Here is a 15333-nt window from a genome sequence, read left to right on the forward strand (position 1 = left end):
AAAAAATATGCGGCGCACAGAACGCGCCGCATATCAGACTAAGTTTTATTCAAATTTGTCTTCACCAACACGATTTGACGAAGAGCCCGTTTTGATCGATAATTTAACACTTAATATAAGAATACCCACGCTCCTGCAACTCTACTAAACCAATCACTCCAGATTCAATGATCTCCACTTGCTCGTGCATTTGTTTTGAACGGACATGGAATGTGCGCATCGAATGATGACAGGCTTGATAAGTGATATTCGGATACTCCTTCATAAACTTGATCACTCGCGGCAGTAAATATCCTTGAATCGCTTCACCATTCATCAATAGTACGATATCCGCATCTGGCTCTGACAACAGGATATGCTCGATATCATGACGGGCCTCTCTAATCATTCCCAACTCATCAACATGAAAAACGACTTTCATTTGTAACGCCTCCTCTGATTCAATTAATGGGTAAATCCATAATTTTTTATTTCAGTCTCTTCATGAAAAACTAAGTGACTATTTTCCAATTCTTTGATCGCTTCCTTCAGATCTTCAATAAAATCATAAGCCATATTCATCCCAAAATCACTGCGCACCACAATTCGTTGAATAACTTGATACTCCAAATTTTTAGGTAGCGGATAAGAAGGAACCTGCCACCCCTTCATTAATAACCGATCGGATAAATCATAAAGCGTCCACCTGCGCGCTTCATCTTTTGCCAATTTATAACAGACTAGCGGCAATTGACTACCATCATTGATGATCTCAAAATGTCGTGAACGTTCGATTTCTTTCGCTAAGTAAACTGCTACATCATGCGTTCGTTGATGTATGCTCTGATAACCATCAAAACCAAAACGTACGAAATTGTAATACTGACCGATCATTTGAGCTGCACTGTGAGAAAAATTGATAGCCATCGTTGGCATTTCTCCACCTAGATAACTGACTTTAAAAACCAACTCCTCCGGCAAATATTTTTCATCTCGCCAAACGATCCAGCCAACGCCAGGATAGACCAGGCCGTATTTGTGTCCGGAAGTGTTGATAGAAATCACGTTTTTTAACTGAAAATCCCATTCTAGCTCTGGTTCGACAAATGGCGCATATAGCCCACCTGAAGCTGCATCCACATGGATATAAACTTTGTGTTGCGTTTGCTGATTATATTCTTCAACTAATTGATCTAATTTTTTGATATCATCATATTGTCCTGTGTAGGTAATTCCTAAAATACCCACAATTCCAATCGTATATTCATCTACAGCTTCCAACGCCTTTTCAACGTCCAATGACAAGTGGTCCTCTGACATTGGAATTTCTCGCAGCTCAATATCCCAATAGACGCAAAATTTTTCCCAACAAACTTGGTAGCCTGAAGAAATAATCAGATTGGGTTTCTTCGCTTGGATATTCACCCCAAGTTTCTCTGCTCGCTTGCGCCAAGCAAATTTCATCGCCATACCGCCTAACATACAGGCTTCTGATGAGCCAATCGTAGAAGTACCGATGTATTTTTCTGGTCCTCGCGCATGCCACAAATCAGCAATAATGTTTACACAACGATTTTCCATTTCTGCGGTCCGAGGATACTCCGATTTATCAATCATGTTTTTATCCAGTGTCTCACTCATTAATTTGACTGCTTCTGGCTCCATAAAGGTTTGGCAGAAGGTTGCTAGGTTCAAACGAGAATTTCCTTCATCTAATAGATCATCCTTGATCATTTGGTATGCAATTCGCGGCTCAATTGATTTTTCACCTAACTGATAAGAAGGCAATAATTCATCTTCATTCACTGAACCAAAAATCGGTTCCAAGTAACTTGCCTCGCGTCGATCTTTCTTTCCATAAAGCATTCGACTACATCTCCTCTATTTATAAATAATGCGCGTTCCATTCCGATTGAAAAAACTTTTTACTACTTTAAGAGTAGCTGAAAGCGCTAAAAATTTCAAAAGAATTCCATCCATTTAACTGCTTCATCTAGTATTTATTTCAATTCCGACAAAATAAATCGGTTTTTTCAAAAAAAATAGCGCTTTTTTAAATAAAAGACTTTCTTTTTACTTGTGAATCTATTATTTTGGTAGTAGCATGCAAAAAAAATTAGCGGAGGACGCATTATGTCTTATCAAGAAATGCTTTTCACCTTCTTAGGTGGACTAGGAATTTTCCTTTTCGGGATCAAATATTTAGGGGATGGTTTACAAAAAGCTGCCGGAAACCGACTAAGAGAAATTCTAAATCGCTTCACTTCAACCCCTTTTCGCGCTGTATTGGCCGGAATCATTGTGACGGGCTTGATCCAAAGCAGCTCAGGTACCACTGTCTTAGCCGTTGGACTGGTTAGCGCTGGCTTCATGACCTTACGACAGGCTATCGGAGTTATCATGGGGGCGAACGTAGGGACGACTGTCACCGCTTTTATTATTGGATTTAATTTAAGTGCATACGCGCTGCCGATCATTGGCGCGGGGGCGATTTTGCTCTTTTTCTCGAAACGAACCTCTTTACAATCAATTGGGCAGATCTTATTCGGATTTGGTGCTCTTTTTTATGGTTTAAAATTAATGGGAACTGCTATGGACCCACTAAAAGATTTGCCGCAATTTAATCAATTAATGCTTAGTGTTGCTGATTATCCTGTCTTGGGTGTTGGTATCGGTACGCTCTTGACGATGGTTCTACAAAGCTCAAGTGCCACGATTGGTATTTTACAACAATTGTACATGCAAGGCAGTGTCACGCTAACTGCTGCACTTCCAATCCTCTTTGGAGATAATATTGGAACGACTATTACAGCGATCATCGCCTGTCTTGGCGCCAGTGTTTCCGCAAAGAGAACCGCAGCCTCTCACGTGATTTTTAACCTTGTAGGTGCGATTATTTTTACCTTGCTACTGTCACCATTTACAAAACTGGTTATGTTATTCGCAAATTCATTGGGATTGAATCCTGCCATGCAGATAGCCTTCGCTCATGGGCTTTTTAATATGTCAAATTTAGCAATCCAATTCTGGTTCATCCCTCAAATTGAAATGCTGGTGAAAAAGATTGTCCCTGGTAGTGAGAAAAATTTAAATATTCGTTCTGTCACTTTAAGTGAACCAATCATTCATACATCTTCAGTTATGGCGATTGAGCAAGCCAAAGGAGAAGTCATTCAAATGGGCCGCTACGTTCTTTCCTCAGTAAAGTCTGCGCGCAAATACTATAACGATACAAAAGAAGAATGGCGCGATGATGTTTTACAATACGAAGATGCAATTAACCAATGCGATATTGAACTAACCGAATATTTAGTCAAAATCTCTGCGACTGTTCTTACACCCTTGGAAAGTCAAGAACAAGCAATGCTGCTGGAGTTCACTAAGGATTTCGAACGCATCGGGGATCATTCAATGAATATTATACGCTACGTTGAGGAATCGATCGCTCTTGAGGAGAAACAACGAGCAAAAGATAAGCGGAATCGAACCAAATCCAATAGCAACCGTGAGACCTTCTTGCTTCACGATGAACATCTTGAATTGCTTTTTGATAAAGTGTTAAAAAATATACGCGATGCCCTGCAAGTCTTAGAAAATGACGATATCGAACTTGCACAAAAAATGTTAGACCGTGAAGAAAATATCAATGAACTCGTAGAATTACTGCGTAAAAAATACATTCGTCTAATGACCAAGGGCGAAGGTCGTGCCGCAGATGGTGTTTTACTGATCGATATCAGCTCCAACCTTGAACGTTCCAGCGACCGCACACTACACATCGCGAAGTATTTCTTAGGAAATAAATACAACTTCAAATACGATACATCAAACTTCCATTATGAAAAACCGGAAGGGGAAACTTCAGACGATTCCATTGGCGATAATGGTGAAGTATTAGATTAAAAACGCCGCCTACTTTTCTTTAAAGGAGAAGTAGGCAGCGTTTTTACTTATCACATTGGTTCTAGTTTTTTTTCATCCATTTATTTCAACCTTTCACAATCGTAAGTCCATCACTGCTTTTGTAAGTATTTTAGCCTCTATTTCCTTGATATGATGAATACATCAAAGAAAGGGAGTTGGAATTTATGGATACATTTACGATTGTTTTGTTGGGCTGGGGACTTTATTCAGTGATTAGCTACTTTGAAAAACGCGGTGAACGAGGTAAAGCGATCCTTTCAACTATGCTAATCAGTTTCGTCATTGTTTTAGGAAACTCGTTTGGTAATTTTTCTGGTATATCGCAACTAGGGTTACCAAAACTAATAGTAACAGTTGGAGTGAGCGTACTAATTCTTTCATTCTTCATTTTCTTACCCGTACTTTTTAAAGCAAAAAGATAAAACTAGGACAAAGATTCGCGAATGAATCTTTGTCCTAGTTTTTTATGCTTCTACCGAGACCGGTACAATTTCGAACTTCGTTACATCTACTAACCCAATGTCTGTAATTTTTAAATTAGGAATGACTGCTAGAGACATAAATCCTAATGTCATGATGGGATCAACGTTATTTGAAACTCCTAATACTTCATGAGCTAGTCGATTAATTTCCGCTTCTTGCTGGGCTACTTCTTCACCAGTGAGATCGCTCATTAGTCCTGCGATCGGTAACGCCATATTACCAATGATTTTTCCTGATTCAATCAGAACTACGCCGCCCTCTTGCTCTTTGAGGGCTTGAACGGCTGCCGCCATATCTTCGTCGTTCGTTCCAGTTACAATCAAATTATGAGAATCATGGGCAATTGATAGACCAATCGCACCTTTTTTCACACCATACCCCTTCAATAATCCCACAAAAGCATTGCCTGTATTATGATGGCGTTCAATAACCGCGATTTTTGTAACATCTTGCTTTGGATCAAAAACAAACTGACCCTGGTCATCTCTTTTCACAGAAACAATGGCTTCATTAGTTAAAGCTTCTTGCGGAATCACTTCAATCGCCCGTGCTTTATCGCTAGTTAGGTTCAACTTCAATTGTTCCTTTTGAAATTTATCGATATGAACACTTGATTGCACCTTTTCTGTTGAAATTCGTTTCACAGTTGGTAGATAGGTACCTTTTTCAGCAACTAACTTCCCTTTAATATAGGTCGCTTCAATTTCTGGCTGAGCCAAATCAGAAAAGATAACTAAATCCGCCCTTAAGCCTGGTGCGATGGCTCCGCGATCTGTTAATTGGCAGCATTGAGCCGCATTGATGGTCGCCATTTGGATTGCTCTCAAAGGTGAAACACCTTCTTCAATACAAATTCTAATGCTATTGTCCAAGTGTCCTTTTTCTAGTATCGTTTTCGCTTGCAGATCATCTGCTGATAAGACACAACGCTGATAATTATTATCCGTTACTCCGTTTAATAGCGTCCGTAAATTTTGCGTAACTGATCCTTCTCGTAAGAAGACGTACATTCCACGAGCAATCCGATCCTTAAGTTCCTCCACTGTAGAGCATTCATGATCATTGGCGATACCCGCCGCAGCATAAGCATTTAATTCTTCATTAAAAACCATCGGCGAGTGTCCATCTATTCGCAATCCTCGTTCTTTTGCGGCTAATAGTTTATCCAGAACCTCATCTTGAGCGTGGATCACTCCGGGAAAATTCATGAACTCCGCTAATCCATCTACCTGTTTTTTTTCAAAGGAAGAGATCATATCTGCCGCTTCTATTACAGCACCAGCATTTTCCATATTCGTAGCCGGTACACATGAAGGCATCATGTAGCGTATATCCAGCGCCGTTTCCTTTGCGGCCTCTATCATATAATCCAATCCTGACAGGCCAAGAACATTAACAATCTCATGTGGATCCGCTAGCACCGTTGTCGTTCCGTGAGGGACCAGCAAGCGACTAAATTCCTCAGGTGTCACGTAAGAGGACTCCACGTGGATATGGGGATCAATAAACCCAGGCGCTACAATTTTTCCTTTAAGATCGATGGTTTCTTTACCCTGATACTCCCCATTGATCCCTGCGATCTTGCCATCAACGATCGCTAAATCGCCAGAAATCATCTCTGCTTGATAGACATCGATCACGTTTGCATTTTTTAAAACTAAATCAGCCGGTTCACGACCTGCTGCTACATCGATCAATCGTTTTAACGCCTTTTTATCCACTTGCTTCTCTCCCTTTTGTAAATATTTTTTCTATTATATCAGGGTTGAGGATACGAATCACTAGCAAATGTGTTATTTTAAAAATAATTCTTAATTGAGAAATTTCGTTTCTTTTATTTCTCTGTTTTTCACAAATATATCCATATTTCAGATATGCTTGCATCCCTACTTATAATAAAAAGAAGCAATTCCCTTTTGAACGGAACCGCTTCTTCGTAAATTACACACTATATATCAAAAAATTAGCCTTCTGGATGCAATACATGATAGGTTTTCTTCAACACTTCATCGGTGTAATCCGTCAAACTCTGATAAACCTCTTCATTTAACTGTTTATAGACCACCACATTGTCTGGGTTTGGAGTGAACACATCTTTTACTTTTACCATTTTTTCAACAGCTTCTTCATAGGTTTCATAGATTCCCAAGCCAACTGCGGCATTGATCGCAGCCCCAACGCTGGCGCTACCGTTCACCACATTTCGTTTGACCGGTAAATTGAAAACATCCGCAAAAATCTGCATCAGTAAATCACTATTTGAACCACCGCCAGTTACGATAACTTCGTCGATTGGATGGCCCATTTCGTCCGTCATGTTAGTCACATTATTTTTCATTGTGTAGGCAATACCTTCCAAGATCGAACGGTATAAATAACGATAGTCATGATGAGCGTTGAAGCCGATCATCACACCGCGTTTGAATGGCTCCCAAGGATTCGCCAACCAATCCAATTTCGTCATCAATCCATCACTGCCCGCTGGGATATTGGCAGCCTGTTCATTCAAGTATTCCTCTTCACTGATCCCTTGATAATTCGAACGAATACTGATTTTCTCGCCTAAAAGATCTTTGAACCAAGAGACGGTCCACATCCCACGCCGAATACCATAGCCTTCATAAATATAGCGATTCGGCATTGAGGATAGGATGCCCCAATAATTGACCGCATCACTCGGAGGCATTTCTTTGCCCATCATCATGCTGCAAATATATGTCCCTAGAGATACCAACGCGCTTGAATCCTGAATCAATCCAGCACCTAATGCCTCAACAGCCTTGTCACTGGTTGTCGCAAAAACTGGCACTCCTTCAGGCAAGCCTGTTTTCTCACTGGCTTCTTTTGTAATTGTTCCTAATTGATCTCCTGGGTTCACTGTTTCAAATAACATGTCTTCGGGAAGATTGTATTGTTTCAATACCTCTTCATCTGTCGACCAGTCCCATGTCTGATAATCAACGGGCCATTGCCCAAAGTTATTGCCGATATTATCTTTAAACTCACCCGTCAAACGATGCGTGATGTATCCGCTCGTTGACGTCACGTATTGAACTTCAGGATTGTCATGGACATAAGGTGTAGACGTACGTTTGTCCATCCAGCTGATGACTGGCTGAGCTAATGTACCATCCTTTTTCAAAAGCACGCGGCAGCAGCGGATAAAACCTAAGCCGATTCCCACAATATTTTCTTTCCGAATACCAAATTCATCCATCGCTTTCATTGATGCACTGCATAACGCATCCCATAAATCATCACCAGGATGCTCCACAACCACATCATCACCTAAGTGCATCGGACGCAATACTTCTTTTCCTTCACCCACGATATTGCCTTCTAAATCAAAAATGACGATCTTGGCACTCTGGCTTCCACCATCAATACCGACGATATATTTCTTTTCCATAGTCTCTCCTTTTTGATTTTTTCTTCTATTATATAGATAAACTATCGTACTAAGAATCCACCATCGACAGCCAAGATATGTCCGTTAACGAAATGTGAGGCTTCCGAAGCCAAGAAGGCTGTGGCACCCATCAGATCTGCAACATCTCCCCAACGTCCTTCTGGTGTGTGATCCACGATCCATTTGCTGCGTTCTGGGTCTTCGATCGACGCTTTTGCCGCATGGGTCTTGAAATACCCCGGTGCGATACCGTTTACTTGAATATTGTATTGAGCCAATTCATCACAGTAAGCTTTGGTCAAACCAGCTAAACCATGTTTAGAAGCTGCATATGCTGGCGCCCACTGTCCTCCTAAAAACGAGAACATAGAACAGATATTGATGATTTTTCCGCTCTTTTGAGGAATCATTACTTTCGCTACTTCATGACTCATGTCAAAAGCGGCTGTCAAATTGATACTAATGGTTGGGTCCCATTTGTCACGACCATAGCTCACTACATCATCACATGGGCAAATGCCGGCACAGTTTACTAAAATATCCACCGAACCAAATTCAGCTACACATTTTTCGACGACTTCTTGGCATACGCCGTCTTTGGTAATATCCGCTTCCATATATGCCGTTTTCGCGCCACGTTCAGCTAAGATCGCATTGAATTCTGGATCATCTGGCATGATTGACGGCATAAAGATATTTGCGCCTGCTTCTGCCAATGCCAATGAGAATGCTTGCCCTAGTCCAGTATTCCCTCCAGTTACGATTGCATTTTTCCCCTTGATATGAAACATGTCCATCTTAAAGTCTTTGATTTCCATTTGTTTACCTTCTTTTCCTTTTATTTTTTTACCCGATTGGGATTATTCCTTAAGTTTGGTACTTAGTTTCCTTGCAAATTCCGCCGCATCGCCATGAACGACGAGGCTGGCTAAATAATTCATTGGTGCCCCAAGATCCGTATTCACCGAAATAATCTCTTTTACATTTTTTAACCCTTCAATATGCTGAGTTGATCCATAAATCCCTAAAGCGATATAGAGTTCCGGACTGACAGTCTTGCCCGATTGTCCCACTTGGATTTCCCGCGGGGCTTTTTTACGATCCACAAGCTGTTTCGATACGGCGACAACGCCGGTCAATTCCTTCGCTAAATCCTGCAATTGTTCGATCGGCTGGGTAAAACCGCCGCCCGCTGAAACAATCACGTCAGCCTCGCGAATATCTGTTGCCGTCTGTTCACTCTCTATAATTTCAAGCACTTCGATTGATGACGCTTTCAAATCTGTCGGTATAAATTTGACGATCTCTGGTTCTGTACTCAAGTCTTCTGTGTGAAAAACATTCGGATGGACACTAGCCATGATCGGTGAGGATTCACAGACGATACTTGCCATGATATTGCCTGAAAAAGCTGGCCGGATCAATTTCTTCCCACGTTTGTCGACATCGATATCGGTAATATCAGCCACTAATCCTACCTCAAGCCGCATCGCCAAACGTGGTGCTACCATTCGTCCAAAATCCGTTGCGAGAATAATAATGCTGTCAAATTGATATTCTTCATGGACTTGCTGAATAATATCCGTCAATACGCGACTATCCTTCATTTGGATAGCTGGTGCCTCAACGCTGATCACCGCATCAAGCCCCTTAACTTTTTCAGACAAATTGATTCCTAAACCATAAATATAGGCTTCTTCATTGCCGGCCAAACGTCTCACTACATCAATCAAGTCCAATGAGTAGTTTATATTTTCATTATCAATCAAAATGAGTCCTTTAAACATTATAAGTACCCCTTTTCTTTGAGAAAACAAACCACTTCATCGATACCTTCGTCGTCGACCTTCACTACCTTATGTTCTACCTGCTTACGTTTTACCACGATATTTTTTCTTACCTTCGTTGGCGAGCCCTTACCGCCAATCTGCTCTGCCGGCAACTGCAAAACTTCATTATCTACCAATGCAAATTGGTCATCCACGTTTCTACCGATATTTTCATAACGTACAAAACCTAAACGCAAGTTCATTTGATGCGTCACACTTAATACACTGGGATTTTGAATTTTCAAACGGTAAGTCATTTCTTCCTGCAAAGCCTCCACAATCGAAAATTCCTGCTTCACTTCTTTGATGGCGATGATATTAGAAAACTGATTCAATCCCAATATTTCTGCGATTTGCGGACCAATATGTCCGGTTCCTCCATCTAAAGTATGTGTACCAGTAAGCAATACATTATACTCTTGTGAAGCCAAATAACTGGAAATGATCCGACTAGTCGCCAGCGAATCGCTCCCAGCAAACCGTCGATCACTTATCAGAACAGCTTTATCAGCACCTAAGCGAACAAAATCCTTCATTTCCTCTTCCAATTTCAACGGTCCCATCGAAACGACTTCTACAAATGTGGAGGGATCTTGTTTTTTCTGCTTCATGGCCCATGCCAAGGCATTTTTATCATCTGGATTTAGAATCATACGAGAAGTCTCACGATTGATCTTATCCGTTTCATAATCGTATTCAAACTTCTCCGTATCTGGCACAAATTTGACTAAACAAATGATTTTCATTCAAGCCCTCCTTGTTCACTTGTTCATTTTAATGGATTAATTTTTTTCCAAAAAATTAGTTTGCTTTTCACGCCGTATATTATTCTGCTATACTGTTCGATTGGTGCATTTGCCTGACATATATTTTAACGCGCTCTGTGCGTTATATACTGCTAAAAGCAGAACTGACATCCTTGTTCATTTTAATGGATTAATTTTTTTCCAAAAAATTAGTTTCTTTTTCACGCCGTATATCATTCTGCTACACTGTTCGATTGGTGCATTTAGCTTGACATATATTTTAGCGTGCTTTGTGCGCTATATACTGCTAACAGCAGAACTGATATTTTTATCCTTTCATTCAAGGGCAAAGATTCGCCCTTGAACAAATCATTTATTTCTGATACTTATAGCCTTCTTGAACTGGGTAGATATTTCCGAAACTCATAACACCTTTTGGATCAAATGCTTCCTTCAAGGTTTCTAGCATGTAGTACGCCGATTGATGTTCTTCTTTTGTCCATTCATTTCGATATTTCCCAATCCCGTGATGGTGACACATCGAACCGCCTAATTTCAGTGTTTCTTCCACAATGATTGCTTGAATCGGATGATGGTAGATCTTCATTTCATCCTCTGGTTCACAGTTAATCTCGTAGTTGTAAACAAAGTACATATTCGTTCCGTTCAAATAACTATGAGAAGAGTGTCCGCCCAACATAGTTAAATCATTCGCACGCGGAAATTCGTTGCGAATTCTATCAATAACGTTGTTGTAGATTTTCGTAATTGTTTCCCAATCTGCGGAAACTTCGGTGGTGTAGCCGTCGTGCTTGTCGTTGTCGATCATACCTTGGATCTCATCGTCAATCGTTTGTTGTGTCCAGTTTAATTGATTAAACCAGTTTTCGATCAATTGAGAATCGACCTGCTTGACGATGCCGTCTTTGAATTTTTCAACCGCTTCTTCGATTCCTTTACCCGTTGCCTCGACAATTCCTGCAGGTCCTTCTGCCATAAAAATCAAGACGCATTTTCCTTCATAAAAATGATAGAAATGCTGACGCGCATCTTCTGGCGAATAGGTCCGAGCAACCGATGGACGATAACCGTTGACCATTACTTCACGCAGGACTTTTACACCATCTTCTACATCGTTTACTAGATAGCCATAAAATTTATTATTATCTGGATAATATTTAAAGATCTTCACCGTAACTTCCGTGATGTAGCAAAGCGTTCCTTCATTCCCAATCACGATGTGCCGAATATCTGGACCGCCTGCACGACGAGAAATATTTTTGATGCGAGAAATGTGACCATTCGGGAAGACACATTCAAGTCCCACCACCATATCTTCGATCCCGCCGTATAACGTTGAAAATTGTCCAATTGAACGTGTTGCGACTAATCCGCCATATTGTGCGATTGGTTTTGATTGTGGCGAATGACCTGTCGTGTAGCCGATTTTTCTTAACTCATCTTCCAACGCCTGCAGCGGCACACCTGCTTGAACAGTCGCCTGCATGTTATAAGGATCGATTTTCAATATCTTATTCATGTGAGAACCGTCGATCACTAATGCCAAGTCCTTCCAGTTTTCCAAGCCACCCTCAGTCGCAGTCTGACCACTTCGCGGAATCACATTGATATCGTTCTCGTTGCAATACATCAATAAATTTTTGACTTCTTCGACATTGTTTGGATAAACGACTGCAGTCGGCAGCGGATTATCTAAAACACCTTTTGCTTTCATGTATTTACGATAACGGTCAGAGGCCGCGTCGTATAAAGTCTCGTGATCTGTGACGACTTGTTTGTCAGAAACAATATTTTTTATATCTTTGATAATTGCTTCTTTCACCAATGTTTCAGAATTCATTCAATTAACTCCATTCATCTTTTTTAGAAAGCGCTTTTCTTGAATTCAGTATAAAGGGCTAAAAACCATTTTACATTAAAATTTAATTAGATTTTCTATGTTTTTGCGATTTTATTTATATATTTGGAAAATTTTCCATAAGATGATTGCTTTTTTTAAATAGACTATGCTATTCTACTGTCAAGGCATAGAATGTAAAGGAGCCCATTCAGAATGAAAATTCAATTGGATCGTTTAAACGATTTGGAAATAAAAATCCATAACCGTCTGATAAAAGAAAGTCAGTCTCAGCCAAACTTGACAATTACCGAAGCAGCGAAACTGACGGAGGTTTCCCCTTCGAAGATTTCTAAGCTGGTTAAGAAAATGGGCTTTTCCGGCTATAAAGAATATTTTCGTTTTCTGACCGGAAAAGAATTAATCAAACAGAAGAAATTAAATAGCGAGTTTGCACGTATTCAAAATTTCATGGAGAATTTCGACGAATCCTCGGTCGACTATCTAGCCGATCTCATCCAGCAATCAGAGAAAATCCTGCTTTTTGGCTATGGCCCGACCAATTTCTGTATGGAATACTTTGAATACAAGCTCAATTTTACCTTGAACAAAAATGTCATCCGCGTCAGCCAACCTTCACTAATTCCAGATTTATTGACGGAGAATTCCTTGCTGCTAATCTTTTCAGTTGCTGGGAAATTCGCCAGCTTTGATCCCTTGTTTGAGGAAGCCAAAAAGCACCATGCAAAATCCTTACTGGTGATGGAAGAAATGAACACGAATTTATCTTTAGATGCCAGTGAGATTATCTTTTTAACCAAGTCGCATCAAGACGAACAACTAAAATCTCATGAAAAAACGCGGACAATCCTGCTGATGTATATCGAGGAAGTTGTTCGAAAGTTAAGTATAAATAAAGAAGACGATCGCTAATAATCGCGACCGTCTTCTTTTATTTCATCATCCAATCAAACAGCCAATCCATCATCATGGCGATAAAGGCGCATAAAACAGCGCCGACAATAATGATCGGTCCGCCATCCGTGATCGCGATTCCCCGCAAGATCACGTCACCGACGCCACCTGCACCGACAAATGAACCAATTGTCGTGATCCCGACTGAGATTACCAACGCATTGCGCACACCAGCAAAAATTACCGGCATGGCCAAAGGAATTTTGATCATATACAAGATTTGATAGCGATTCATCCCAATACCCTTGGCACTATCAATATACATCGGGTCGACATTGACTAATCCAACATAAGTATTTTTCACAATCGGTAATAACGAATACAAAACAACTGTTGCCACCACTGTATTTTGTCCCAGCCCCATCAAGATCAATAACATAGTCAGCATCGCGATTGAAGGAATCGTCTGAATTACGTTGATAATTCCGATTACGATATCCGAAATTTTTGGCCGTTCAGACAATACTATTCCTAAAGGAAACCCAATCAAGAAGGTCAACACAACACCAATTACTGAGATATAAACGTGAACACCGAATTGTGTGATTAGGTACGAGGAGTTCTCACTTAAATATGTCACTAAATTGTCAAACATTAGCTTCCCTCCTCAAAAAAGTTATGTTTCTCCAAAAAACGACGTGCGATAATCTTCGGCTCCAACAATTCATTATCTGATTCGTAATTCAGCTGTTGCATTGTTTTGGTATCAATCGTGTCCTGTAATTTCAACAAGATCGGTTTGAGTTCTGGATATTCTTTCAGTGTCTCTCCCGAAACAACGACACTCGCAGTATAAGGCGGGAAAAATTTCAGATCGTCTTCTAGCATTACAAGGTCATAGCTACCGACCCTTCCATCGGTCGAATAGCCTAAAATCACATCCAGTTCATTAGCAACTAAAGCATCATAAAGCAAGCCCACCTGCATTGGATAAACTCGTTGGAATTTCGTGTCATAGGCTTCCGTGTATCCCTTATATCCATCACCTTCTCGTTTATACCAGGTTTGGTCGGAGCCTAACCGCATTTTACTTGCACATTTTTTTAAATCACTAACTTTTTTTAAGCCATACTTCTTCGCCGTTTCTTGCGTTACCATAAACGTAAATTGATTGGAAAACCCGTAACTTGGAAACCAGTCAAAACCAAAGCGTCGATCGAACTCTCGTTGAACAATTTCTAAGGCTTTATCCGGCTCCTTTTCCGTGGGTAATCCAAGGGTTCCAATCAGGTCTGTTCCAGTATAACGAGTTGGCGCTATATCTAAATCGCCTCGCAACATTGCTTCATGCATTAAGTTGGCTGAACCTAAATTATTTAGATAAACAACATTGTGGTCGGTCGAATGTTGCAGCAGTTCCACCACAATATTGCCTAAAATTTGCGACTCTGAAGTTACTCCGCCAGCCACCGTAAGTGTGTCATCTTTGGCGGAATAATTACTCACAATAAAGCTTCCAAAAAGCAGAAGTATTGCTGCTAAAAGTACTATTCGCTTTTTCATCGACTCACCCTCGATCCATCGTCAGTTTTTGTTCAGAGTGTTTCAATAATGCGTCAGAAAGCAAGGCCAATAGCGTGATCGGAATCGTCCCCATCAACACTAGATCCATTCGATAAAGATTCAAACCATTAAAAATATAATCACCCAATCCCCCTGCGCCTATATATGCAGCTAAAGTCGTCCAAGAGATCACATAAACTGTCGACACGCGAATCCCCGCCATGATGACACCCATCGCTAAGGGCAATTCAATTTGTAAAAGGCGTTGCATTTGCGACATACCCATTCCTTTAGCAGCATCTAAATAAGTCGCATCAACAGATCTTATCCCGACATAAGTATTTCGCAGGATCGGCAAGAGGGAATACAAAAACAAAGCGATCACTGCTGGAATTTTGCCAATTCCAAAAAAAGGAATCATAATTGACAGCAACGCTAATGACGGGATTGTTTGAAATACCCCCACCACTTTTATGACGGTTTCAGAGCCTTTTTTTAAGCGAGTTAGTGCTGCTCCTAAAGGAACGGCAACAAGAATACCCAAGAAAATTGCCAAAAAGGACAAATAAAAGTGCTCCCAGAGTTTCAATAAGATTTCACTGCCGTATTCAGACCAAAAATTCACAT

14 protein-coding genes are annotated in these 15333 nt (G+C 40.6%); 3 read left to right on the forward strand and 11 right to left on the reverse strand.

From position 1 onward, the window contains the following. Positions 1-103 precede the first annotated feature (103 nt). Positions 104-421, reverse strand: coding sequence for a DsrE family protein (locus OMU_RS04785; RefSeq protein WP_016178837.1), 318 nt, complete (start codon positions 419-421; stop codon positions 104-106). Between the two features lie 23 nt (positions 422-444). Then, entirely contained in the window at positions 445-1845 is a 1401-nt protein-coding gene (gad, locus tag OMU_RS04790; RefSeq protein WP_016178838.1) for a glutamate decarboxylase, read from the reverse strand. Positions 1846-2112: 267 nt separating this feature from the next. On the opposite strand from gad, the gene OMU_RS04795 reads away from it, so the two are divergent. Continuing rightward, a complete protein-coding gene (locus tag OMU_RS04795; RefSeq protein ID WP_016178839.1) occupies positions 2113-3882 on the forward strand; it encodes a Na/Pi cotransporter family protein in 1770 nt (589 codons plus the stop codon). 185 nt (positions 3883-4067) lie between these two features. Next, the gene (locus tag OMU_RS04800; RefSeq protein WP_016178840.1) at positions 4068-4325 is read left to right on the forward strand and encodes a hypothetical protein; all 258 of its coding nucleotides are present in this window, start codon (positions 4068-4070) and stop codon (positions 4323-4325) included. 42 nt (positions 4326-4367) lie between these two features. On the opposite strand, the gene ade is transcribed toward OMU_RS04800, so the two are convergent. The 6 genes from ade to OMU_RS04830 all read right to left on the reverse strand — a co-directional run bounded on the left by ade (position 4368) and on the right by OMU_RS04830 (position 12231). Continuing rightward, entirely contained in the window at positions 4368-6107 is a 1740-nt protein-coding gene (gene ade, locus OMU_RS04805) for an adenine deaminase (protein WP_016178841.1), read from the reverse strand. Between the two features lie 242 nt (positions 6108-6349). Then, positions 6350-7795: an FGGY-family carbohydrate kinase gene (locus tag OMU_RS04810; protein WP_016178842.1), complete on the reverse strand. Its 1446-nt coding sequence runs from the start codon at positions 7793-7795 to the stop codon at positions 6350-6352. Between the two features lie 41 nt (positions 7796-7836). Next, positions 7837-8613 carry an SDR family oxidoreductase gene (locus tag OMU_RS04815; RefSeq protein ID WP_016178843.1) on the reverse strand — a complete coding sequence of 259 codons (777 nt, stop codon included), beginning with the start codon at positions 8611-8613 and terminating at the stop codon, positions 7837-7839. Positions 8614-8655: 42 nt separating this feature from the next. Continuing rightward, a complete protein-coding gene (locus OMU_RS04820; RefSeq protein WP_016178844.1) occupies positions 8656-9582 on the reverse strand; it encodes an electron transfer flavoprotein subunit alpha/FixB family protein in 927 nt (308 codons plus the stop codon). Continuing rightward, positions 9582-10370: an electron transfer flavoprotein subunit beta/FixA family protein gene (locus tag OMU_RS04825; RefSeq protein WP_016178845.1), complete on the reverse strand. Its 789-nt coding sequence runs from the start codon at positions 10368-10370 to the stop codon at positions 9582-9584. Before OMU_RS04825 ends, OMU_RS04820 begins: the two co-directional genes overlap by 1 nt. A 373-nt stretch (positions 10371-10743) precedes the next feature. Beyond that, complete coding sequence (locus OMU_RS04830) at positions 10744-12231, reverse strand: FAD-binding oxidoreductase (RefSeq protein ID WP_016178846.1); 1488 nt, start codon at positions 12229-12231, stop codon at positions 10744-10746. A 213-nt stretch (positions 12232-12444) separates the two neighbouring features. Here OMU_RS04830 and OMU_RS04835 point away from each other — a divergent pair, with 213 nt between their 5' ends. After that, positions 12445-13161, forward strand: a complete 717-nt coding sequence (locus tag OMU_RS04835) for a MurR/RpiR family transcriptional regulator (RefSeq protein ID WP_016178847.1) — start codon at positions 12445-12447, stop codon at positions 13159-13161. A gap of 19 nt (positions 13162-13180) precedes the next feature. On the opposite strand, the gene OMU_RS04840 is transcribed toward OMU_RS04835, so the two are convergent. The 3 genes from OMU_RS04840 to OMU_RS04850 are packed head-to-tail and all read right to left on the reverse strand — an operon-like array spanning position 13181 to position 15331. Continuing rightward, positions 13181-13798 carry an ABC transporter permease gene (locus OMU_RS04840; RefSeq protein ID WP_016178848.1) on the reverse strand — a complete coding sequence of 206 codons (618 nt, stop codon included), beginning with the start codon at positions 13796-13798 and terminating at the stop codon, positions 13181-13183. Next, positions 13798-14706: an osmoprotectant ABC transporter substrate-binding protein gene (locus OMU_RS04845; protein WP_016178849.1), complete on the reverse strand. Its 909-nt coding sequence runs from the start codon at positions 14704-14706 to the stop codon at positions 13798-13800. Before OMU_RS04845 ends, OMU_RS04840 begins: the two co-directional genes overlap by 1 nt. A 4-nt stretch (positions 14707-14710) precedes the next feature. Then, positions 14711-15331, reverse strand: a complete 621-nt coding sequence (locus tag OMU_RS04850; protein WP_016178850.1) for an ABC transporter permease — start codon at positions 15329-15331, stop codon at positions 14711-14713. Between the last annotated feature and the right edge of the window lie 2 nt (positions 15332-15333).

Origin of the sequence: Enterococcus avium ATCC 14025 (genome assembly GCF_000406965.1) — a bacterium.
GTDB classification, from domain to species: Bacteria; Bacillota; Bacilli; order Lactobacillales; family Enterococcaceae; genus Enterococcus_A; species Enterococcus_A avium.

Excerpts from the sequence above, each read along its gene's own strand:
- OMU_RS04785 (WP_016178837.1), bottom strand. The coding sequence starts at position 421 with ATGAAAGTCGTTTTTCATGTTGATGAGTTGGGAATGATTAGAGAGGCC.
- gad (WP_016178838.1), bottom strand. The coding sequence starts at position 1,845 with ATGCTTTATGGAAAGAAAGATCGACGCGAGGCAAGTTACTTGGAACCG.
- OMU_RS04795 (WP_016178839.1), top strand. The coding sequence starts at position 2,113 with ATGTCTTATCAAGAAATGCTTTTCACCTTCTTAGGTGGACTAGGAATT.
- OMU_RS04800 (WP_016178840.1), top strand. The coding sequence starts at position 4,068 with ATGGATACATTTACGATTGTTTTGTTGGGCTGGGGACTTTATTCAGTG.
- OMU_RS04810 (WP_016178842.1), bottom strand. The coding sequence starts at position 7,795 with ATGGAAAAGAAATATATCGTCGGTATTGATGGTGGAAGCCAGAGTGCC.
- OMU_RS04815 (WP_016178843.1), bottom strand. The coding sequence starts at position 8,613 with ATGGAAATCAAAGACTTTAAGATGGACATGTTTCATATCAAGGGGAAA.
- OMU_RS04820 (WP_016178844.1), bottom strand. The coding sequence starts at position 9,582 with ATGTTTAAAGGACTCATTTTGATTGATAATGAAAATATAAACTACTCA.
- OMU_RS04825 (WP_016178845.1), bottom strand. The coding sequence starts at position 10,370 with ATGAAAATCATTTGTTTAGTCAAATTTGTGCCAGATACGGAGAAGTTT.
- OMU_RS04830 (WP_016178846.1), bottom strand. The coding sequence starts at position 12,231 with ATGAATTCTGAAACATTGGTGAAAGAAGCAATTATCAAAGATATAAAA.
- OMU_RS04835 (WP_016178847.1), top strand. The coding sequence starts at position 12,445 with ATGAAAATTCAATTGGATCGTTTAAACGATTTGGAAATAAAAATCCAT.
- OMU_RS04840 (WP_016178848.1), bottom strand. The coding sequence starts at position 13,798 with ATGTTTGACAATTTAGTGACATATTTAAGTGAGAACTCCTCGTACCTA.
- OMU_RS04845 (WP_016178849.1), bottom strand. The coding sequence starts at position 14,706 with ATGAAAAAGCGAATAGTACTTTTAGCAGCAATACTTCTGCTTTTTGGA.